This is a genomic window from Variovorax sp. 770b2 (genome assembly GCF_900115685.1).
Lineage (GTDB): Bacteria > Pseudomonadota > Gammaproteobacteria > Burkholderiales > Burkholderiaceae_C > Variovorax.
In genome coordinates this window covers 27696-49350 of sequence record NZ_FOXJ01000013.1, presented here as the reverse complement: position 1 = coordinate 49350, position 21655 = coordinate 27696, and the positions used below count along the sequence as shown (strand labels likewise).

Here is a 21655-nt window from a genome sequence, read left to right as displayed (position 1 = left end):
CGAAATGAACACGACCATCAACAAGGCCCCTTCCCTCATGGGCGCCGACGCGCCCGCCGCGTCGTTCACGCCCGCGGGCGTCGCGCCCGACGCAGACTCGAGCCTGCTCGATCTGCTGTACGACGGCTTCGTGATGCTGTTCCTTCTGAAGAAGAAGCAGCAGCCCGCCACCACCGAGCAGTTCCTGGCCGGCATCCGCAACTACCTGGGCGAATTCGAGCGCAATGCGCGCAAGCTGGACGCCTCGGCCGAGCAGATCCACGCGGCCAAGTACGCCTTCTGCGCGACCATCGACGAGTTCGTGCTCTCGGCGCCCGAGTTCGCGATCCGCTCCGAATGGGAGCGCCGGCCGCTGCAGCTCACGCTGTTCGGCGACCAGTTGGCAGGCGAGAACTTCTTCAAGATGCTCGAGGTCGAGCGGGCGCACGGCGCCACGCGCATCCAGACGCTGGAGGTGTTCTACATGTGCCTCTTGCTGGGCTTCCAGGGCAAGTACGCCATCGACGGCACCGAGAAGCTGGCCTACCTCACCGCGCGCGTGGGCGACGAGATCGCCAATGCCCGCGGCAAGCGCACGCCGTTCGCGCCGCACTGGCCGCTGCCCGACCTGATCTCGCACTCGCTCAAGCGCGAGGCGCCGCAGTGGGTGGTGGCTGCGCTGTTCTCGCTGATCGGGCTCCTGGGCTTCATCGGCCTGTCGGCGCATCTGGGCAGCACGACGCAGGGCACGCTCGCGAGCTACCAGGACATCGTGAAGCTCGGCCCGCGCCAGGCCAACCTGACCATCTCGCTGCCATGACGACGCGGCTGGACCTCGCGGCCCTCCTGGCCCCGATCTCGGAGGCCTCGCCCTGCGGCGAGGACATGCTGTTCTCGCGGCAGTTCGACGCCATCCAAGAGGCGCGCAAGCACGACGACCCGTCGCTCGAGCAGGGCGAGTGGGTCATCGAGCTGAAGGAGGCCAACTGGCCCTTCGTGATTTCCGAGTGCGAGAAGCTGCTGCGCGAATCCACCAAGGACCTGCGCCTGGCCGTGTGGCTCACCGATGCGGCGGCCAGCCAGCGCGGCTTCGAGGGCCTTGCCGACGGCTACCGGCTGCTCACGGGCCTGTGCCAGCAGTACTGGGACCTGCTGCATCCGCTGCCCGAGGGCGCCGACATCGAGATGCGCGTGGGCAACGTCGCGTGGCTGATCGCACGCTCGGTCGAGCTCTTGCAGCGCGCACCGATCGTGAGCGATGCCAACACCGGCTACAGCGCGCTGGTCTGGGAGACGGCGCTCGCGCTCGACCAGAGCATCCGCCGCACGCCCGCGCAGGCTGACGACCTGCAGCGCAACAAAGTGACGGTCGAGCAGTTCGACCGCATCCGCCGCGCGACGCCCGCGAAGTTCTTGCAGAAGACGCACCGCGACGTGCAGGCCTGCGAACAGGCGCTGGCCGAGTTCGAAGCCGTGTTCGACGAGCGCACCGCCTCCAACGGCCCGAGCTTTCGCGCCGCCAAGGATGCGGCGGCGGCCATCCGCCAGACGGTCGAGCGCTTCGCGCGCGAGGCCGGCGTGCCGATGGACAACGGCGCAGCGGCCGCCCCCGCTGCCGCACCGGCCACGGCAGGCGCAGCAGGCGCGCCCGCTCCTTCCCGCATCGAGCCTGTTTTCGACGCCGTGATGCCACATCCACACCCCACCCCCTCGGCGGCACCCACCGCGCTGCCGCCCGGCATCCACAGCCGCGCGCAGGCCATCGCGCAGCTGAAGGAAGTGGCGGCGTATTTCGAGAAGACCGAGCCGTCGAGCCCCGCCGCCTACATGGCGAACAAGGCCGCGCGCTGGGCCGACATGCCGCTGCACGCGTGGCTGCGCAACGTGATCAAGAACGAGCAGGAACTGGCCCAGCTGGTGGACCTGCTGGACCTGCCCAAGAGCGACGACGAGTCGCGCTGAGCGCAGAACGGCCTGCGCATGCAGGCCGGGCCCTCGCTCGCTCAGTTGCTCAGGCGCTCAGGTGCGCCCGACCCGGAACTCGATGCGCCGGTTGCGCGAACGGCCATCGTCGGTCGCGTTGCTCGCCACCGGCTGGTCCGGCCCGACGCCCGAGGTCGTGAGCGTCATCGGATCGATCCCCTTGCCCACCAGGTAGCCCTTCACGGCTTCGGCGCGCGACTGGCTCAGCGCCAGGTTCGACGCCCGGCTGCCCGCGTTGTCGGTGTGACCGACCACCGCCACCGACTTGTTGGTGAGCCTCTGCAGGATGGGCGCCATCTCGTCCAGGATATCGCGGCCCTTGCGCGTGAGCGTGGCGCTGCCCAGCTCGAACTCGATGGTGCGGTTGGCCAGCGCCTGGTCCACCGTGATCTGCTCGGACACCGGCACGCGCAGGCTGTTCTTGATGGTGTAGGTCGGGTTGAGCGAATTGGCCATGTCGCTCACGATCTTCTGGCGCAGCGCCTCGTTGCCGACTTCGCCGCTCAGCGCCATCTGCGTGCCTTCGATCTGGAACTGGCCGCGATGGATGTCCTTGAGCGAAGGCGTGATCAGCCGCTGCACGTTGGCCGCCCAGTTGGCCGGCATGCTCACGGTGTTCACCACCTCGATCTTGTCGATGACGCTGGCGGGGCCGTAGATGCGGCGCAACGCCTCGATGACGGCGACACGCGTGGCCTCGTCGGGCACCTGCCCGCCGGCCACGACCTGCTCGCCCTTGGCACCGGCCGCGGGCGTGGTTTCGACCAGGGCGCCAGGGGCGCCCGCCGTCTGGGCCTGCGCGGTGGCGGCGGCAAATACGAGGCCGAGGGAGAGCGACAGAACGCGCAAAGAACTTTTCATGACCGTGTCATTCCCCGATGAAGACTTCGCGAAACGCCGAGAGCACGATGTCCAGCGGCAGCTGCGGCTGGTCCAGGTAGCTCACCAGCTTGAACATCGCGTAGTTGCTGTGGATGGTGTCCTCGACCCACTCCGGGTTGTCGATGTCGATGTTGTGCTCGGTGTAGACCTGCGGATGCAGCACGCTCTGGAGGCTCCGCGGCGACAGGCCGTTGAAGCCGATCACCAGCCGCGAGCGGCCGTCGATCTCGGTGGCCATGAGCACCAGCTCGAAGTCGGCCTTGGCAAGGAACTGCGACACGAGTTCGAGCCAGAAGGTGGCGATGAGCGAGCGGTCGATCGGGTCGCGCGGCAGCGGCAGCGTGAGGCCCTTTTCAAGGTGCGACACCGCGCTGGCCATCACCGGCTGCAGCAGCAGGCCCAGCGCCAGGATGGCGCGGCGCAGCGACACCTTGTGGCCGTCGAAGTTGAGCATCTGCTCGATGCGCAGCAAGCTCGTGTCGCGCGTGAAGGCGGCATAGGTGGCGCGCGAGGCCGACTTCCTGAAGCCCGTCTCGATGGCCGGATCGAGCGCCTCGAAGCGCTTCAATTCGCCGTCCAGGTCGGTGCCCTCGGCCAGCGCGTTGACCTGCACCGCCATGCGGTCCCAGTACGGTCCGATCAGCATCGGCGCACCGCGCATGAAGTCCAGCGCCTCGTCGACTTCCACCGAGGTGGCCGCCAGGAACGGGTAGCGGCGCGACGACTCGTCGCGGCTGGCCTTCAGGTGCCCCGCGATGGCCACGCGGCTGCGCGAGCCCAGGCACACGAAATGGATCGGCGCCGCGTTGTCGTAGATGATCTTCCAGCGCGGGTCTTCCGACAGCATCTCCATGGTCTGCGACAGCCAGTTGTCGAACACCTTGATGAGCTGCGGGTTGTAGAGCCCCTTCACGAAGTCGCCGCGGCCGGGCAACTTGCCGAAGTAGCACAGCTGTTGTGTCTGCAGCGCGCTCATTTGCCGACTCCCGATGCTGGTGCCACTGGTGTCACTGGTGTCACTGGTGCCGCGGTTGCGGCTGCCGCGCGCGATGCCGCGGGCACGCCGATCTCCGCCACCGACGAAGGCAGCACGGTGCCGCGCAGCCCCTTGCCCTGCGGCGAATCGCCGCCCGAGCCGCCCGACTGCGTGTTCTGGATCACGCGCAGCTTGACGGTCACGCTCGCGTTGTCGCGCGCCCAGGTGAGCTCGAAGCTGCCGTCGGGCAGCCGCGTGCGCTGGGCCGTGCTGAGCAGGCGCTCCAGCCCGAAGTTGCCCGGCTCGTTGATGAGCTCGACGGTGCGCCCGTCGAAGGTCACCGCCGTGATCCGCGCGCCCGGCGTGCCCTGCGCGTTGGGCCATACGAAGTTGGACCACTGCGGCGGCGTGTTGCGGTAGCGCAGTTGCTGGCCGTCGATTTCCACCATGTATTCCGTCAGGCCCGAGACCGGCTGCGGCAGGATCTGGAACAGCGTCTGCGGCTGCGCGGCACCGCCGCCTCCGCTGGCCGCCGCGCCCGACAGCGGCGCCACCCATTGCGAGAAGCCGTTCACGAAATCGGGGCTCAGCGTGAGGCCCTGGTCGCCCCACGCGCGTGGCGACAGCAGGTCGCCGCGGCGGATGACCAGCGAGCCCAGCGTCGTCGTCACGAACTTGCCGATGGCGCCTTCGGGCCCGAAGAACTGCGCGATCTCCGCCGGGGAGGCCTCGATCTTGGCACCCGTGGCGAACGGGTACTTGGTCGCGAGCGACTGCTGGAAGGGCTGGTGTACCTGCGCGCTCCAGATCTTGTTGACCTCCACCGCCGTCGGCTGGATCGTCACCGCATAGGCCTGCAGCAGCGGACGTACCAGGAGCGGCCGCAAGGCTTGGCGCTGCGACGCGTCCATGCCCGTGAGCATCTGCTCGTCGACGTACTTGAGCGCGTCGGCCAGTTCGGAGCCGTTGCCCTCCAGCGTCTGCTGCATGAGCTGGCGTGCGCCCGGCCCGGGGTCGCCCTGGTTCTTGATCTGGTTGAAGCGCCCGCGCAGCTTCGACAGCGTGGCGAGGTAACCGCGCAGGAGCGAGGTGTTGTCGCGCTCGACCACCAGGCGCGCGACGCCCGCGAACTCGCGCCCGATCGGGCCCATCGGGATCTCGGTGCGGTTGCCGCTCGCGTCGATGTTCACGTTGACCTGCGAGGGCGTGGCGCGGCTGAAGAGGTTCTTGAACCAGTTCAATGCGCCCGTGCGCGCCTGCTGCAGGCCGGCGTTGACCAGCGAGGGGTTGTCCCACGAGGTCTGGTCGTAGACCGTGTCGAAGACCTTGCGGATCGGCGAGTTCTGCGGATCGCCCAGGAGGTTCATCGCCACCACGGCCTGCTCGAAGCTGCCCATGTCCTTGACCGCGATGCCCTGCAGGAAGCGCTGCCACTCCTTGGCGTACTCCAGCTTGTACATGGTGGCCAGCGTCTTGCGGATCTGCTCGGGGCTGCCCTCCAGCGTCAGGTCGTCGTTGCCCGCGACGTTGAGCACCCAGTCCTTGCTCGATGTCTCCTTGTTGGCGGCATCGCGGATCGCATCGTCCACGTACTGCTGCCAGGCCTCGCGCGTGAAGGCGCCCGAGATGGCGACGCTGCCGGCGATGGTGCCTTCGCTCTCGGCGCCGGCCGTGGCGCCCAGGATGCGCGCCACCGTCATCGGCGCGAAGCGCGTGGAGGCGCGCGCCTTGATCTCGGCGTAGACGCGCTCGCGCGCCGGCATGCCGCGCACCACGCGGCGCAGGTTGTCACGCGTCTGCTCGACCAGCGCGAGGTTGGTGTCGGCGAGCGCGGGCCAGTTGTCGTCGCCCACGCGGCGCAGGTAGAAGGTGATCATCCGCTCGGCATCGCGGATGACCGTCGCGCGCGGCATGTCGCCGCGGTTGCTCTCGAGCCAGCCGCGCCAGAAGCGCGAGATCTGGTCGGTCAGGTGCGCGGTCTCCACCTGCCGCTTGTCGGACAGCATGAGGTAGGTCTTGAGCGCGTTGTAGGCGTCCTGCACATCGGCCGGCGACGAGCCCGCATACAGGCCGCCGCTCTCCGCCGCGGGAGGCGCTGCCGGCGTGGCGGCCGACACCGCGACCGGCGCGGCAGGGTTGCCCGCCGCGTCGGCGCGCTTCAGGCGCTCCGGATGCGCGTTGACCTCGCGCAGGAACGCCTGCAGGTTGTCGGACACCGGCGCCAGCATCAGTTGCTTCACGCCGCCGTAGTACTCGGCCACGAGCTTGTCTTCGAGCTGGTTGCCCTGGTAGAGACCGAGCGAGAGCGACAGCGGGCGGTCGTTGCGGAATTTCTCCAGTTGCTCGATGCGGTCCTGCAGGATGCCCAGCGCCTCGAAGCGCGTGCGCAGGCCGTTGTCGCTCGCCTGCAGCTTGACCACCTTGTCCAGGTCGGCCTGCACGTTCTCCACCAGCTGCCGGTTGCCCAGGTACGACCACGTCCATCCGCCGAGCAGGAGCCCCAGCACGGCGACGAAGGCGAAGAAGCTCACGTAGCGCACCCGTGCCTTCACGGGGCTGGAGAACTGCCGCACCGTTTTCTTGTCGGCAAAGATCACCTTGGAGAACAGGTCGCGCAGGAAGAACCCGTTCTGCGAATAGATCTCCTTGGACTTGGTGGCCGCGTTGTTCAGCGTGAGCCCGAAGCGCTTGGCGATGCGCTCGGTCGAGAGGCTGCGCATCGTGCCCTCTTGCAGCGCACTGGTGAAGTAGAAGCCGCGGAACACCGGCTTGTGCTGGAACGGGTTGCTCTCGAACAGCGTGGCCAGGAAGGCGCGCAGCGCAGGTTTGATGGCCGCGAATTCGAGCGGAAAGATCAGGAGTTCGGGCGACGGATCGCTGCTGCGATGGTTCGCGAAATGCGAGACGCTGATTTCCTTCAGGCCCATGTACAGCTCGTCGAAGCGCTTGTCGAACTGGGCGACCGCGTCCTGCTTCTCGTCGCCGTCGTAGGGCAGCGAGGCGCCCCACACGCGGTCGCGCTCCATCTTGTCGCTGTCGCCGAAGAACTCCGCAAAGCCGGTGATCAGGTCGGCCTTGGTGAACATCACGTAGACCGGCGCGAACACCTCCAGCCGCTCGGTCAGCTCCTGCATGCGCTGGCGCAGGTTCTTGGCGAGTTGAATGGCAAAGTCGGGCCGGCTGCCGATCAGTTCGGGAATGCTCGCGGTGATGATGATCCCGTTGATCGGCGCCTTCGGGCGGTACTTCTTGAGCAGGTCGAGAAAGCCGAACCACTCCTTGCGGTCTTCCTGGTGAATGGAATAGCGGCCTGCGGTGTCCAGCACGATGCCTTCGGTGGTGAAGAACCAGTCGCAGTTGCGCGTGCCGCCGATGCCCTGGATCACCGCGTTGCCCTTGTCGGCGAACGGGAACTGCAGGCCCGAGTTCAGGATGGCGCTGCTCTTGCCGGCCGCCGGGTTGCCGATGACCATGTACCAGGGCAGCTCGTACAGCGCCTCGCTGCCCGACATCTGCCCGATCTTGGAGGTCTTGATGGTCTTGACGGCCTCGACCATGCGCCCGCGCAACTCGTCGATCTCGGCCTTGCGCTCGGGGTCGCTGTCGCGCACGGCGGCATCGGCCTGGTCTTCGAGCATGGCGCCCAGCTTGCGGTTGGCCGAGCGGGTGCGCATGCGCCGCACGAACCATACGAGCAGCCACAGCAGCAGCAGCACGACGAAGATGCCGACCGCCCAGATCGCACCGATCTCCAGCGTCTGCGCGCCGATCAGGAGGAACGCGCCGAGCGCGATGGCGCCGATCACCGAGAGGGTGCGCGGATCGGCCAGGAAACTGAAGAATCGCCGCATAGATGTTTCTGGAGTCGGTCCGGTTTAAGTGGCGTGTGGCACAGGGCTCGGGGGGATCGCGGGGCCGGCCAGCATGGCTGTCCGCGCGCGCGCGTCCTGCACGGAAAGCGCGAGCACGTGCCGTGAATCTCGCACGGCCAGGTGACACGCGAGTGCCACGGCGGTCATGTCGGCTGCGGCGCCCAGGTGGCCCAGGCTCGCGCAGACGGAGAGGTTGTTTTCGAAAGGCAGGTGCGGCAGCCGCTCCTGCACGAGCTGGGCCACTTCGGTGACGCGGCTCGTGCGGTGGTCCGCGTCGCTCACGACCCAGTCGACCGCTTCGGGCTGCAGCGCCGAAGCCGACATCAGGCGCTGGGCAAAAAGGTCGAGCAGGCTCGCGTTGGGCACGCGCGCGGTGTCGGCGGATTCGTCGCGCTGGCCGCTCGCGCTGCGCGAGAGCAGCACGCCATGGGGCTGCGCGAACAGCGCATCGCCGGCGCGCGACAGCAAGAGGCCCGCGGCCGCTTCGCCGGGCACGCGGCCGTTGCGGCGCGCGGCCGAATACAGGAGGCCTTCGGCGTCCCAGCGCGCAACGCACTCGCTGGAGATCGCGGAGTCGGCTGCCAGTGCCATCCAGAGAGCGGGACGCTCTTCGCGATGGAGCGAGAGATTGATGCGATCGAGCAGCGCCATCGCACCGACGCCGGCCTCGCTCTTGAAGCAGTCGACGCTCCAGTGCTGCGAGGGGTCGGCTTCGCGCGCCAGTTGCTGCACCCATTGCGTGGCGACTGCGCGCTCGCTCTCGCTCCAGGCACCGGGCAACAGCAGCGAGATGCACAGCTGCGGCGCAGCGGCGGAACCGGGCACGATCGCGCCGCTCGACACGAAGCGCCCGGGCGCGCGCACCGAGAGCGCGTCGCCGGCATTGAGCAGCGCGTCGGTCGCCGAAGCGAGCAGCTCCTGCAGCACGTCGGACATCAGGTGGATGGCGCGCAGCCTGTCGTCGGTCAGCGCGTCGGCATTGAAGGCCTCCGGTGCGGGCCGCAGCGACTCGCGCAGGTGTTCGCGAAGTTCGTTCGGATCGATGCCGGCGACACAGCCCGCGAGCATGGGAAAGCCTTCGCCGTCCCGCAACTCCGGAACCAGTTCGGGCGCCTGCGCCTGGCCGACGGCGGTGGCCACCGCGTCGGCATCGTTGCCGCGCGGTGTGCGAAGAGCGAATGCGAGCACCGACATCTGCAGGCGCTCTTGCGGCGCATCGGCCGTTGCGCCCGTCGATGCGGCACCACCCGCTGCAGCGGACGCACCGCGCGCACCCGAAGGCAAGGCAGCGGAAGGTGCAGCGCCCGTGAAGATCCGTCGCAGCAGGAGATAGAACACCACCAGCGCCAGCGGCAGCACGACCAGGTAGAGCGCGATGTCGCTCGTGCTCGGCATGCGTGCGGTGTAGTTCCAGTAGACGACCACGATCACCCACACCGTGATGAACACGGCAGAGAACATGAGGGTGGGCTTGACCAGTCGCGCGAGCATCAGGAGTTCGTCGATGCCTTTGTCACGCGATGGCGCACGCGGCTGCCGTGCCGCATGCTGTGCGTGCAGCCGATCGGATGGCCTTTGTCATTCGGATGCGGAAGCGATCTGGCTCGACAGCAAGGTGCAGCCGCAGCGGGCCTTGTCACCGTGCCGCGCAACGTACCGGCCGTCGAGCGTGACGTAGCGGCTGCCGGTCACGATCGGGTTGATGCCGTGGCCGACCCGCGGACACGACACCAGGTCACCGATGCGCGCCACGCGGCGCTCGTCGATGCTCGTGTTCTCGGACGCGGTGATCACGCGGCCGCCGTGGTCGGTCTTGTCGTGCAGGACGATCCACGGACGATCGTCGTCCGCAGCGGATTGATCCTCTTCCATTCGAACTCCCCCTTGCTTGCCTCGTTGGTTTGTCGATGCGATCGATGCCCCAGGGGCATTCAGTCGCGTGGCAATTTGAAACCGGGCTTGCGGTACTCCACGTGACCGTAGTCCTTGAAGGACCATCGACCACCCCACACCAGCCCCACGGACTCGGCCACTTCGCCATAAAGACGGTAGCCCTCCATGGCCCACGGGTCTCTTTCCGAGATCACCAGCTTGCCATTGCGAAAGAACGCATTGTCTGCCGCAAGTCCATATTGATGATAGCTTTGATTCGCCTTGGCAAGCGTCACCGTGTTGCCCAGCGCGGCGAGTTTGGCCTGCCGTTCGGGGCTGCGATAACCCTCGAGCAACGCGAGGTCGTAGCCGTGTTTCTCTTTCATGATCTTGTAGACCAGGAGCAGCCGATTGCGGAAGTCCGCATCGAGCACGGCCCAGTCGCGGCTGCCTTCCTTCGTGAGCGGACGGACCTGCTCGACCTCCGCCGTCGCGAAGATTTCAGGAGGCAACGCAGGCGGCGGCACGAGCTGCTCGCCCTTCAACAGCGCCTCTATTTTTGGATCGCTGGTCGTCGCCCAGTCGTCGAAAAAAAGAACGCGGCCTGTTCCGAAGGCCACGCTCAACATCACCGGAATGACCAGCAGGCCCATGCCCGACAACAGCAGATAGCGATGACGTACAGCGAAAGTACGCACGCCCGATCCGCCATCGCGCACCAACTGAAAACTTGCTTCGGACACCAGGCCGAATCGATGGCCTATCTTGATGAAAAAGACTGCAGTTGCAGTCGTCGAAGAGATCGTGGCTCGCAACACACGATCGCGAAAAGAAGGGAACAAGAAGATGGCAAGCGCGGCCACCATCAAGGCAAAATAACAAAAGAGAGCAAAGAAGATCAACGGTGTTCGAAGAGTGCAATTCATTGTATGAGTGGCACAACAATTCGAACCGCTCGTACGCAACAACTGCATCCAAGTTGCAACGTTGCGTCGGTCACACCATAAGCCGCGGGGAGAAAAAACATGCCTGCTTTCGGGACGACCCATCCATGATGGGCGCGCCAGATGCCAACAAGGGACGGCCGAGCCTGCTCGGTTCGAGCGCACCCGACGCAGCCGCGTCGTCCGCTGCAGCCGGTGGGGAATCCACGCGCGTGCTTGCACAGTTCGGCGGCCGCGATAACGGCACGCGGTCTTTCATCAAAAGACCCGGCGTGTGGGCCGCGCTGGCATTGCTGATCGGCGTTGCAGGTGCCACGACCTACCAATTGCAAGCCAGGCGCGCCGATGCGTCGGTGAACATCGCGGCCGCTGCGCCGGTGAATCCGGCACCGGCTCTTGTCGCTGCGCCCGCCGCTCTGCCAGTGCCCGAGACACCGCCCCCCGCCAGTGCGGCGGCACCCGCCGCGCCCGAACCAGCAACCGCGCGCATCGTCGAGGGCGATACACCGCCTCAACAGCAATCCACGCCGTTCGCGGCGATCGGCGCGCAGCCCATGGCCGTGCCACCTGCCGCCAAGCCGGCACGCGTTGCGGCTGCAAAGTCACCACGCGCCGAGAAGACGACAACGACTGCCGCGGCGAAGAAGCCGGAGCATGTCGCGTCGTCCAAGCAACCTGCGCGTGCGGTGAACAGCAAGCCCGTGAAGACCGCCGCCAACGCATCGACGAAGACGCCGCGGCGCGCCAACGACAACACGCAAACGGCGGCGCGCTCGGGCAAGCCCGATCCCGACACCGACCTGCTGACCGCGCTCCTGCGGCGCAGCAAGGCGCCCGACCCTGCACCGCAACCCGCGGCGCTGGCCGAGGTCTCGGCGGACTGCAAGTCCGGCCAGCGATGCAAACCATGAGCCCCCGTGCCGACGCGAATCACGATGCCATCCGCTGACCGCAGCACGCTCTGGGCCGAGCTCAGCCAGACCAACCGGCTCTACCGTCTCCAGACCTCAGGCACATCGGCCAACGCCAGCATCGACGCCCTGCGCGTCGAAGGCTGGGTGCAGCGCGAAGCCGTATCGCAGCTCTTCGAGATGCGCATCGTCTGCCTGAGCCTGCGCGCCGACCTTGCGCTCTCGTCGATGATCGACCAGCCCCTCACGCTGGTCACCGTGCTGGCCAACGGCTCGACAGGCAGGCGCACGGGTCTCATCCGCGCGGTGGAGTCGCTCGGCTCCGACGGCGGCCTCGCGCGCTATCGCCTCACGCTCGTGCCGTGGCTCTGGCTCGCCACGCAACAGGGGCGCAGCCAGGTGTTCCAGCAACGCTCGGTGGCCGACATCATCGAGCGCGTGCTCGCACCGTATGCCGACGCGGGCAACTGGGCCTTCTCTTCCGAGGCGAGCGGCTTCCTGGTCGATGCGCCCGTTCGCACCTACTGCACGCAGTACCGCGAGAGCGACTTCGATTTCTTCTCGCGCCTGCTGACCGAAGAGGGCCTGGCCTGGCGCATCGAGGAAGACGAGAGCGCGCCCATGGGCCACAAGCTCGTGATCTTCTCGGCGAACGATGCGCAGCCCGCGGACCCGGGCTCGCCCATCCGCTTTCACCGCAAGAGTTCGCAGGAGCGCAGCGACGCCGTGCAGGCGCTGGTGCGCCGCATGCGGCAGTCGGTGGCGCAGGTGCACCTGAGTGCATGGAACGTCGACGGCAAGCGCCAGTTGACGGGCAGCGCCGCCGCTCGATTTGCGGTGGGCGGCAAGAACGCGCCGCGCATCGAGTACGACGACGTGCTCGGCCTGAACGACCGCAGCCGCGGCTGGGACAGCAACCGCACGCTCGAACGCTATGCAGGCCTCATGATGGAAGCGGCCGAATGCCGCGCCGATGTGATGTTGGGCCACAGCACCGTGCGCACGCTGCGCGCGGGCACGCGCATCGATGTCGACGACGCACCCGCCCTTGGCTTGCAGGCGAAGCCCGCGCTGCTGCTGGACACCGTCGAGCATGTGGGCATCAACAACCTGCCGAAAGACACGGCGGCATCGATTGCTGCGCAGCTGGGCGACCTGTCGGAGCACCTTGTGTTCGACAGGCCTTGCGCATCCGTCACGTCCGAAGACGATGTGTTCGGGCTGGTGCCGACGGGCACGGGTTCGCACGACGGCGTGAACGATGTTCGCCCGCAGGCGCAGAGCCTTGCCGCGGCGAAGACGCTGGGTTACGCCAACAGCTTCTCGGCCGTGCACGTGGATCGCCCCTGGCGGCCCGTGCTCGCGGCAGCCGACGGCGCGCGGCTGCATGCCAAGCCCACGGCCAGCGGCGTGCACAGCGCGATCGTGGTCGGCCCCTCGGGCGAGACTTCGCCGAACGGCGCGGACGAGCTGTATTGCAATGACCGCGGCGACGTGCGCGTGCGATTCCACTGGCAGACCGAGTCGGCCGGCGGCGATGCGCAGAACAACAATGGCGGCGGCGACGCGAAGGACAACCGCAGCACGCGATGGATTCGCGTGGCGCAGCGCCAGGCCGGACCGGGCATGGGCTGGCAGTGGCTGCCGCGCATCGGGCAGGAAGTGCTGGTGAAATTCGTCGACCTCGATGTCGACCAGCCGGTGATCGTCGGTGCGCTCTACAACGGGCGCGGCGATGGCGGCATCGAGCCTACGCCTGGAGGTGCATCGCGCAGCCAGGAACGCTCAGGCCAAGGGCAGGAGGCCGATGTCTTCGCGCAGGCGCACAACGGATCGCCGAGTGCGCAGGCCAATCTTGCTGCTGGCCATGCGCCGGCCTGGCACGGCTCGAGCGCGGACGACAAGGGGCATCGCAACGCGGCAGCGCTGAGCGGCTTCAAGACGAAGGAGTTTGGCGGCGAGGGGTTCAGCCAGTTGGTGTTCGACGATTCGAACCAGCAGCTGCGTGTGCAGTTGCATGCGAGCACGGCGCACAGCCAGTTGAACCTGGGGCATCTGATTCACCAGGCAGACAACTTCCGCGGGAGCTTCCGCGGACAGGGCCTGGAGCTTCGCACCGATGGCTATGCGGCGTTGCGTGGCGGCAAGGGCGTGCTGTTGAGCACGTACCACGGGACGGGTGGGAAGCAGCTTGAACCTGTTGGTGACTTTGCCGCGGGCATGGCGCTGCTCAAGCAAGTACAGCAGTTGGGACAGGCACTGAGCGAGGCTGCGATGAAGCACGAGACCGTGCAGCTCGCCGGTCACATCGGCGCCGACAAGGCCAACGCCTCACAGCTCGACAAGGAGCGCGCGCCGTACGCGGCAATGGAGCACGCGGCGAGCGGCATGGTGACGGGCGATGTGCTGGAGACGGCTTACTCGGATGCGTCGGACAAATCGATTGCGACCGGCGATGGCAAGGTGCCGCACACGACCGATGCTGTGGTTGCGCTGGCCGCGCGCGGCGGGCTCGCGATGGTCGCGGGGCAGCAATTGCAGATCGTGGCGGGGGAGACTGCGACGCTGGCCAGTGGCGGGGATATCAACCTTGCGCTGGCGGATGTGCTGAGGGTCCACAGTGGACAAGCCATTGGCCTGTTGGCCGGGGCGCAGAAGGCGGATGCTGAAGCGGGGCTGTCGATCATTGCGGGCAGCGATGACCTGGATTTTCAGGCGCAGCACGATGAGCTTCGGGTGCAGGCGAAGGATGCGCTGAAGATTGCGAGTACGGACAAGACGGTGGAGTTTGCGGCGAAGAAGAAGATCCGCATTGCGACTGCGCAAGGGGCGTCGATCACGCTGCAGAACGGGGATATCACGTTTGAGTGCCCGGGGAAGATTACTTATCACGCGGTGCAGCGGAAGCTGGCGGGGCCTGTGCAGCAGAGCTATCCGCTTCCGGCATTCCCCAAGAGCATCTGCATTGCGTGCCTGTTGAAGTCGCTCAAATCGGCACCGGCCTTTACTCAGGTGGAATAGCACCTGATGAACCTGATTGACAAGCACGCCCCCGGCTGGCTCGACGCCTTGTTTGTCGACAAAGGGCCGCTGGCCTCTACAGCGATGGGGACCCGTTACGCCCTTATTGATTGTGCGTTTGCGCCGCAATGTCATCGACTTCTGAAGCAGAACGCAAGCGACGGACGCTGGCGTTCGCTGTACGAGAACACGCCAGGCGCAACCGATGAGGTCATTCGGCATTCACCCATCCTGCTGAACGTCGAGACGATGCAAAGGCAAGTGCTCGATCGCGTGCTGCTGCTCACGAATGGCTTGCCGATGCTCAGCTTCATTCACTCGCTCGAGCCGCTCGATTCGCTCTTCGAGCGCTTGAGTCCGTGGTGCGTTGTGAACGCAGACGGCCAGCATTTTGTGCTGCGCTTTCCAGACACGCGCCGTCTGCCGGATGTGTTGAATGCGCTTTCGCCACCACAGCAACTTGCATTGTGTGGTCCCGGCACCGCCTGGCATTTCCGTGGACGCGATGCGAGTTGGCAAGTCTTCCTCGCCCCCAGCCAAGCGGCCTCCTTTGCGTCGCAACCCGAGCCTGCACCGAAGCTCGATGGAGATCAATGCGCTGCGCTCATTGCCGGTAGCGAGGCGGATGAAATCATCGCAAACCTGCTCTACCTCTCACCGCAGTACAGCGAGCGGCATTCGCCCTCGAAGCTGCACTCGCTTGCCTCGTACTCACTCGCTGCTGCCGACGCGATGCACATCGACACGATGGCTCAAAGAATGAGCCTCTGCGAATTGTTCTGGCAGCAACCGGAGTTGCGCAACGATCTCCACAGCGATCACGAGGCGCTGCGCGCCTTGATTGCGTAGCGCACCGCAGCAGGAACTACAAATGCTCCGCAGAAATTGGCTACTCCACTTCTTGCTGCTGGCATCTTGGGCCAGTACGGGTTGCGCACTCGGCCGCACCGATTTAGTTCCCGCCTCGGTCAGTGGGGTGAATTACACGGGCGACGACATTTCGTACATGTTGTTTGACCCGGATGACGCCGAGAAGAAAGTCGCAGCTTCGGAAGAACTAGGCCCCTTCAGCGCGGGCGGCATCCGCTGCTGCTACGCGCTGCCCAAGACGTGGACGCCGGGCACCAGGGTCGGGGTGATGCTGGACGTGTACGACGAGAAGGCTGGCAAGTATGGAGAGCGCAAGACGTTCGTGGTGGACCTGCCGCCTTATGACAAGGAAGGCAAGGCCGGGGACGTGTGGTTCATCCTGTATCCGGACCGCTCGGTGGGCGTCGTGTCGACGGCCTATCGACCCAATGCAGACGAGTGGCCCGGCAAGATCAAAGGCTGGCCCAAGCCTTCCGTGGAGTACCAACGCAAGCTTTGGGACAGAGACATGAAGTTGGCTCAGGAGGGTCTGGCGACGAGCAAGGAATTCAAAGAAGCGTTTGATCGCGACCCGAAGCAATATCTGAAAGAGCTATGGATTCGACACTTGGAGAATGTGAAGAACAAGCAGGTGGGGCTAGCAAGAGCGTATAGCCGATTCTCAGGTCCTGATGATCCTGCACTGTTTGAGTTTGAACGCGGCAGGCGTGAAGCATCTTTGAAGTACTCACAAGACAAGGTTGATCGACTCCAGAAAGTAAAGCCATGACAGCGAAGCTGGTTGAGCCTATCAATGAAGACGCGTTCTCAAACCCCGCGAACAGAGAGAGTTTCTTCGGAAAAGACAAGAGCGACTTCATCAGAGCCGACTACGAAGTCGCCCGTGAACTAAGAGCAGTGGGCCAGCCCGGCAAGTCTTGCGATGTGAATCTGTTCCTCGGTTTCTTCTTCGATGGCACGCGCAACAATTACGACCTGAGCAGCAATCGGAAAGACGAAACCTATTCGAACGTTGCGCGTTTGTACGACGCCTATCCCGGACAGAGCGTACCCAGCGTACCTGCCGATCCGGACGCGCAATGGGCCGCCGATCCTGCGAACTACGAGCACTTTTTCAAGATATATGTGCCTGGCGTCGGCACTCCGTTCCAGCAAGTCAAGGATTCAGGCGAAGGTAGAGACGCACAGTACGGTGCCGCATTTGCCACCCTCGGTGAAGTGCGCATCATCTGGGCGTTGGTGCAAGCGCTCAACTGCGTGCACCGCTACCTCACAAAAGGCGGCAAGGGACCAGGGCTCTTCTCCGGCGAAGAGATCCTCGATTTCGCCTCGGACTTCAGGCTTGGGTGGCGCAATCTGGTGGCCAACCCCAAGGAATATCCGACCGACAACGAAACCATGACCAATCATGCGTTGATGCAACGCATGCTGCGCAAGCTCCACGGAGCCGTCAAGCCGCACATGATCGATCCAGCCACCGGGCAATGCAGTCAAGTCGATCCGGGCCGCGTGCAGCGCATCTATGCCAGCGCCTTTGGTTTTTCTCGCGGCTCGGCAGAGGCCCGGGTGTTTACCAACTGGTTCCTGAAGCTGTGCGAGCTCGATGCGGAGATCACCGGACAGTCCGGCGGGCGAACGCTCGGCTCGTTCCCCGTGACCTTCGATTTTCTGGGCATCTTCGACACCGTGGCTTCTGTTGGCATCGCGGCTTCGTCCTTGTTCGCCGATGGCCATGGCGCCTGGGCCGACTCGGATCATTCGATGCGCATTCCCGAGGATGTGCCTTGCCTTCACCTTGTCGCCGCGCACGAAGTGCGTCGCAGTTTTCCCAGTGACTCGGCCCATGTGGAAAACAAGTTGCCCGCGCAAACAAATGAATGGGTGTGTCCAGGCGCGCACTCGGACATTGGCGGTGGCTACCTGCCAAAGGAACAAGGCAAAGGTACCGATGCCACGGGTAGCGACATGCTGTCGCGCATTCCACTGGCCTTGATGTATCGCCAAGCCCGCTTGGCGGGCGTTCCGCTGAAGCTGGAATTGGCGCGGCCTCTGGTTCAACAGCGCTTCAGAATAGAGGCGGACGTGATCCGCGATTTCAATGCCTACATTGCGCAATGCACGGTAAAGGAAGGGCTGCTGCGCAACATCATGGCTGAGCAGCGCAAATTCTTTATCCTGTGGCGCAAGTCCTGGGCCGGACGCATCCTCGAAATGCCCAGCGTGCAACGAGCTCCCAAGGAAGATCGGGCTGATCTGCGCTCAGCCGACGAGGGATTCCAGATCGAAGTCAAAGATTTCGAAGCGTGGCTCAAGCAAAAGAAGAGAACCGTCTCGATGGGGCCGCGCGGTGGCACGCGTCAAGTCGACAACGTGCCGGGCATCGACTCGGAACGCCTGGGTGAATGGCAGCGCATTGAGGCGTACTGGAGTGAACCCACTCCCGGTCCTGTCATCTGCAAGCTTTTCGAAGACCGAGTGCACGACTCCCACGCATGGTTCAAGTTGCTTGGGATCGAAGCGGCAGACTTTGAAAAGGAGATGAAGAAACTCGTACATAAGAAGGCCGAAATGGAGCAGGTGAACAAGGACTTCAGGCGAGCTGGCACGAGATTGCTCACGCGTGAGCAGGAGCAATGGGTGGATCTGTACCTGACGCAAGGTGAATACGCTCCCGAATTCACCGAGGGACGCGAGTGGTACAAGTGGGGCGCTGGATATCTACGCTATCGCCGCGTCTATGCGGGTGCAGACAGTATCCGACTGACTCGCATCGAACGCCCCGCCAAGGACGCCGAGCCCGAGATGTCGACGGCCTGAAAGACACCGGCCTGTACGGCCCGCAGCAATTGGTTGGAACATGATTCCAAACGTTATGCCTTGCTTCAGTGGCATGCCGCTCCCCGGAGAAGCTCGCTGGGATAGAAAGAAGGTCGACTAATCTTCAAGGCAAAGCCGTAAAGACGAGCCAATCAGCTCACCCCCGCGTCGCGTTCTCCTTCATCTTCGCCAACGCAATAGCCAACACCGCCCCACCCAGCGTCTTCACCAACCCCGAGTGCTGCGCATAGAACCGACTCACCTCGTCGATCACCCCCGCATGCTGCTCCTCCGCATGCGCCGCAATCTCCGTCACCTGCGCGGGTGACAACTGCGAAGCCTGCTCCGGCGTGAGCTGCGTCTGCCCGGGCTGCAGCATGCGCCCGAGCACCCCACCCGCCAGCATCGATGCCGCAGCCGGGCCCAGCGTCGCCACTATCTGGTTGAGCACACCGGCTTGCTGCATCGGCGAAGACTGGCCGAACAACCGCCCCACCGTGTCGCCGAACGGCGGCGTCTGGTCCGAGCGCATTGCCGCCGCGAGCCCCGCGCCGATCGCATCGGGCGAGGCATGCTGCGTGACCTGGTCCACATGCGCACCGGCATCGCCGCCGATGGCCTCTTGAAGAATGTCGAGCAGTCCCATGTCGGAGCTCCTTCCTGGATGGAGAAGAAACACCGATCCTCGACCTGCACCCCTGAGCGGTGGCTGACTGATCGACCTGACCGATCCGACCGACTGTGCCCGGCCGTCGCGCGCGGCTCACCGGCCGCAAGGCTTCTTCGCTATCCTGCCGGCTGGCCCAGACGAAGGATTCGATTTTGCAAACGCACCCCGCCATTCAAGCCGCGATGGAACGCGATTTCGGCGCCATTGCCGACCTGGTTCGCCTCCACGCCCAGCACACGCCCGACCATGCCGCGCTCGCGGACGCGCCGTACTCGCAATCCGCGCTGAACTACGGCGCGCTCGACGCGCTGATGGACCGCATCGCCGCCAGCCTGCAGCGCGACGGTCTCAAGGCCGGCGACGCCATCGCGGTCTGCGCCACGTCGTCGGTGAACTACGCCGCGGTGTTCCTCGGCGCGTTGCGCGCGGGTGTCGCCGTTGCCCCGCTCGCGCCCGGCTCCACGCCCGCAAGCCTCGCCCGCATGATCCAGGACGCCGATGCGCGCATCCTCTTCACCGATGCCTCGGCCGCCGAGGTGGTCGGCCCCGCGAAGGAAGGTGGCATTGCGCGCATCGCGCTCGACGGCTCTTCGGCGGGACGCGATTTCGCGGCCTGGCTCGCACCGGTCGGCGCCCGGCCCGAGGCCGTCGAGGTGCAGCCCTCGTGGGCCTTCAACATCATCTATTCCTCGGGCACCACCGGCGAGCCCAAGGGCATCGTGCAGGGGCACGGCATGCGCTGGTCGCATGTGCAGCGCGGCGCCAAGTACGAGTACAGCGCCGACACGGTCACGCTGCTGTCCACGCCGCTCTACTCCAACACCACGCTGGTGGTGTTCTTCCCCACCATCGCCTTCGGCGGCTGCGTGGTGCTGATGCCCAAGTTCGACGCCGGCGGCTACCTGCAGCTGGCCGAAGCGCGCCGCGTGACGCACACGATGCTGGTGCCGGTGCAGTACCAGCGGCTGATGGCGCACCCGCGCTTCGACGCGCACGACCTCTCCTCGTTCCAGTTCAAGTTCAGCACCAGCGCGCCCTTCAACGCCGCGCTCAAGGCCGATGTATTGAAGCGCTGGCCCGGCGGGTTGATCGAGTTCTATGGCATGACCGAAGGCGGCGGCACCTGCATCCTGGAGGCGCACCTGCACCCGGCCAAGCTGCACACGGTGGGCCAGCCCGCGCCGGGCAGCGACATCCGCCTCATCGACGAGGAGGGCAACGAACTGCCGCAGGGCAACACAGAGGTGGCCGGCGAAGTGGTGGGCCACTCGGCCGGCATGATGACCGGCTACCACCGCCAGCCCGCGAAGACGCGCGAAGCCGAGTGGTTCGACGCCACCGGCAAGCGCTTCATCCGCACCGGCGACGTGGGCCGCTTCGACGCCGACGGCTTCCTCACGCTGTTCGACCGCAAGAAGGACATGATCATCAGCGGCGGCTTCAACATCTACCCGAGCGACCTGGAAGCCGTGCTGCGCGGCCATGCGGCGGTGGCAGATGTCGCGGTGGTCGGCGTGCCCTCCGAGCAATGGGGCGAGACGCCGGTGGCCTTCGTGGTGCGCAGCGAGGGCGACGCCACCACCGAAGTCGCGCTGCTGCAATGGACCAACGAGCAGCTGGGCAAGACGCAGCGCCTGGCGCGCCTGCACTTCATCGACGAGTTGCCGCGCAGCGCGATCGGCAAGGTGCTCAAGCGCGAGTTGCGTGACCTTGTCGGCCGCTGAAGCCAAAGCCGCGCCGCCGTCCGACGCGCACGGCGGCGGCAACGGCCTCTTGTGGGTGCTGGTCGTCGTGGCGGTGCTGTTCGCGTTCCTGCGCCCGCGCGCGCCGATGCAGTGGCTCACGCTGGTCGACTGGCAGACCGTGGGCGCGCTCGCCGGCCTGCTGGCCATCACGCAGGGCGTGGAGAAGAGCGGCATGCTGCAGGCCACCGCGCAGCGCCTGCTCGCGCGCACGCACGACCAGCGCAGCCTGGCGATGCTGCTGACGGCGAGCGCGGCGCTGCTTTCCGCGCTGGTGACCAACGACGTGAGCCTCTTCCTCCTGGTGCCGCTCACGCGCGTGCTCGCAACCCAAGCGCACCTGCCGCTCGCGCGCCTCGTGGTGCTCGAGGCGCTGGCCGTGAATGCGGGCTCGGCCCTCACGCCGATCGGCAATCCGCAGAACCTGTATCTCTGGCACCGTTCGGGCGAGAGCTTCTTCGCCTTCATGGGGATGATGGGGCCGACGGTGGCGGTGATGCTGTTCTGGCTCTTCGTCGCGGTCTGGCTGCTGGTGCCGCGCACGCCCATCGCGCTCAAGCCCGCGGCCGAGGCGGCGCCGGTGCAGCCGCGCCTCCTGGCGCTGGCGGGCGTGCTCTTCATCGGCTTCGTGGTCGCGCTCGACCGGCACTGGCTGCTGGCGGGCCTGGGCGTGGTGTTCGGCGCGTTCCTGGTGACCTACCCGCGCGTGTTGCGGGGCATCGACTGGGCGCTGCTCGCGATCATCGCGCTGATGTTCGTGGACCTGCGGCAGCTGGCCGAGTTGCCTGCCATCACCGCGCTGCTCGGGCACTGGCCGATCACCGAGGGATGGCGCGCCTACCTCGCGGCCATCGTCACCTCGCAATTCATCAGCAACGTGCCGGCCGCCATCCTGCTGGACGGCCATGTGCGCGACCTGCCCGCGCTGGCGGCCGGCGTGAGCGTGGGCGGCTTCGGCTGCGTGCTGGGCTCGCTGGCCAACCTGATCGCGCTGCGGCTCGCGAAGCTGCCGAACGGGCTGCGCGAATTCCACCGCATCAGCGTTCCGTTCCTGCTGGTGTGCGCGGCCTCGGCGCTGCTGCTGCGGCTCGCGTGACAGGCGGGGAGCCGGGGAAG

16 protein-coding genes are annotated in these 21655 nt (G+C 65.9%); 9 read left to right on the top strand and 7 right to left on the bottom strand.

Annotated elements, in window-relative coordinates; genetic code table 11:
- Positions 1–16 precede the first annotated feature (16 nt).
- Together icmH and tssA are read left to right on the top strand one after the other, a co-directional pair.
- Entirely contained in the window at positions 17–799 is a 783-nt protein-coding gene (gene icmH / locus BM133_RS33970; protein ID WP_177225040.1) for a type IVB secretion system protein IcmH/DotU, read from the top strand.
- Positions 796–1941: a type VI secretion system protein TssA gene (gene tssA, locus BM133_RS33965; RefSeq protein WP_093443892.1), complete on the top strand. Its 1146-nt coding sequence runs from the start codon at positions 796–798 to the stop codon at positions 1939–1941. Before icmH ends, tssA begins: the two co-directional genes overlap by 4 nt.
- Before the next feature lie 57 nt (positions 1942–1998).
- On the opposite strand, the gene BM133_RS33960 is transcribed toward tssA, so the two are convergent.
- From BM133_RS33960 to BM133_RS33935, 6 genes are all read right to left on the bottom strand, one after another.
- On the bottom strand, positions 1999–2823 hold the full coding sequence (locus BM133_RS33960) for an OmpA family protein (protein WP_093443890.1): 825 nt from the start codon (positions 2821–2823) through the stop codon (positions 1999–2001).
- A gap of 7 nt (positions 2824–2830) precedes the next feature.
- Positions 2831–3820 carry a type VI secretion system-associated protein TagF gene (gene tagF, locus BM133_RS33955; RefSeq protein WP_093443888.1) on the bottom strand — a complete coding sequence of 330 codons (990 nt, stop codon included), beginning with the start codon at positions 3818–3820 and terminating at the stop codon, positions 2831–2833.
- Positions 3817–7671 (bottom strand): type VI secretion system membrane subunit TssM, encoded by a 3855-nt coding sequence (tssM, locus tag BM133_RS33950; RefSeq protein ID WP_093443886.1) that lies wholly within the window; start codon positions 7669–7671, stop codon positions 3817–3819. Before tssM ends, tagF begins: the two co-directional genes overlap by 4 nt.
- Positions 7672–7695: 24 nt before the next feature.
- Positions 7696–9183, bottom strand: coding sequence for a hypothetical protein (locus BM133_RS33945; protein WP_093443883.1), 1488 nt, complete (start codon positions 9181–9183; stop codon positions 7696–7698).
- Positions 9184–9270: 87 nt separating this feature from the next.
- Positions 9271–9564 (bottom strand): PAAR domain-containing protein, encoded by a 294-nt coding sequence (locus BM133_RS33940; protein WP_093443881.1) that lies wholly within the window; start codon positions 9562–9564, stop codon positions 9271–9273.
- A 59-nt stretch (positions 9565–9623) separates the two neighbouring features.
- Positions 9624–10466: a M15 family metallopeptidase gene (locus BM133_RS33935; protein WP_093443879.1), complete on the bottom strand. Its 843-nt coding sequence runs from the start codon at positions 10464–10466 to the stop codon at positions 9624–9626.
- A gap of 2 nt (positions 10467–10468) precedes the next feature.
- On the opposite strand from BM133_RS33935, the gene BM133_RS33930 reads away from it, so the two are divergent.
- The 5 genes from BM133_RS33930 to BM133_RS33910 are packed head-to-tail and all read left to right on the top strand — an operon-like array spanning position 10469 to position 18127.
- Positions 10469–11419 (top strand): hypothetical protein, encoded by a 951-nt coding sequence (locus tag BM133_RS33930; protein WP_143100307.1) that lies wholly within the window; start codon positions 10469–10471, stop codon positions 11417–11419.
- 24 nt (positions 11420–11443) lie between these two features.
- Positions 11444–14440 (top strand): type VI secretion system Vgr family protein, encoded by a 2997-nt coding sequence (locus BM133_RS33925; RefSeq protein WP_093443875.1) that lies wholly within the window; start codon positions 11444–11446, stop codon positions 14438–14440.
- 6 nt (positions 14441–14446) lie between these two features.
- Positions 14447–15289, top strand: coding sequence for a DUF4123 domain-containing protein (locus BM133_RS33920; RefSeq protein WP_093443874.1), 843 nt, complete (start codon positions 14447–14449; stop codon positions 15287–15289).
- Positions 15290–15311: 22 nt separating this feature from the next.
- Positions 15312–16079, top strand: coding sequence for a DUF3304 domain-containing protein (locus BM133_RS33915; RefSeq protein ID WP_093443872.1), 768 nt, complete (start codon positions 15312–15314; stop codon positions 16077–16079).
- Positions 16076–18127 carry a T6SS phospholipase effector Tle1-like catalytic domain-containing protein gene (locus BM133_RS33910; protein ID WP_093443870.1) on the top strand — a complete coding sequence of 684 codons (2052 nt, stop codon included), beginning with the start codon at positions 16076–16078 and terminating at the stop codon, positions 18125–18127. Before BM133_RS33915 ends, BM133_RS33910 begins: the two co-directional genes overlap by 4 nt.
- A gap of 157 nt (positions 18128–18284) precedes the next feature.
- Here BM133_RS33910 and BM133_RS33905 read toward each other — a convergent pair whose 3' ends face one another.
- Positions 18285–18773, bottom strand: a complete 489-nt coding sequence (locus BM133_RS33905; RefSeq protein WP_093443868.1) for a hypothetical protein — start codon at positions 18771–18773, stop codon at positions 18285–18287.
- A gap of 206 nt (positions 18774–18979) precedes the next feature.
- Here BM133_RS33905 and BM133_RS33900 point away from each other — a divergent pair, with 206 nt between their 5' ends.
- Positions 18980–20521, top strand: a complete 1542-nt coding sequence (locus tag BM133_RS33900) for a class I adenylate-forming enzyme family protein (protein WP_093443866.1) — start codon at positions 18980–18982, stop codon at positions 20519–20521.
- Positions 20502–21635, top strand: a complete 1134-nt coding sequence (locus tag BM133_RS33895) for an SLC13 family permease (protein WP_093443864.1) — start codon at positions 20502–20504, stop codon at positions 21633–21635. Before BM133_RS33900 ends, BM133_RS33895 begins: the two co-directional genes overlap by 20 nt.
- Positions 21636–21655: the final 20 nt, after the last annotated feature.

What these genes read in the sequence shown, in the direction of transcription:
- BM133_RS33945 (WP_093443883.1), bottom strand. Translation starts at nt 9,183, where the DNA reads ATGCTCGCGCGACTGGTCAAGCCCACCCTCATGTTCTCTGCCGTGTTC.
- BM133_RS33910 (WP_093443870.1), top strand. Translation starts at nt 16,076, where the DNA reads ATGACAGCGAAGCTGGTTGAGCCTATCAATGAAGACGCGTTCTCAAAC.
- tssA (WP_093443892.1), top strand. Translation starts at nt 796, where the DNA reads ATGACGACGCGGCTGGACCTCGCGGCCCTCCTGGCCCCGATCTCGGAG.
- BM133_RS33915 (WP_093443872.1), top strand. Translation starts at nt 15,312, where the DNA reads ATGCTCCGCAGAAATTGGCTACTCCACTTCTTGCTGCTGGCATCTTGG.
- BM133_RS33900 (WP_093443866.1), top strand. Translation starts at nt 18,980, where the DNA reads ATGGAACGCGATTTCGGCGCCATTGCCGACCTGGTTCGCCTCCACGCC.
- BM133_RS33905 (WP_093443868.1), bottom strand. Translation starts at nt 18,773, where the DNA reads ATGGGACTGCTCGACATTCTTCAAGAGGCCATCGGCGGCGATGCCGGT.
- BM133_RS33925 (WP_093443875.1), top strand. Translation starts at nt 11,444, where the DNA reads ATGCCATCCGCTGACCGCAGCACGCTCTGGGCCGAGCTCAGCCAGACC.
- BM133_RS33940 (WP_093443881.1), bottom strand. Translation starts at nt 9,564, where the DNA reads ATGGAAGAGGATCAATCCGCTGCGGACGACGATCGTCCGTGGATCGTC.
- tagF (WP_093443888.1), bottom strand. Translation starts at nt 3,820, where the DNA reads ATGAGCGCGCTGCAGACACAACAGCTGTGCTACTTCGGCAAGTTGCCC.
- BM133_RS33960 (WP_093443890.1), bottom strand. Translation starts at nt 2,823, where the DNA reads ATGAAAAGTTCTTTGCGCGTTCTGTCGCTCTCCCTCGGCCTCGTATTT.
- BM133_RS33920 (WP_093443874.1), top strand. Translation starts at nt 14,447, where the DNA reads ATGAACCTGATTGACAAGCACGCCCCCGGCTGGCTCGACGCCTTGTTT.
- tssM (WP_093443886.1), bottom strand. Translation starts at nt 7,671, where the DNA reads ATGCGGCGATTCTTCAGTTTCCTGGCCGATCCGCGCACCCTCTCGGTG.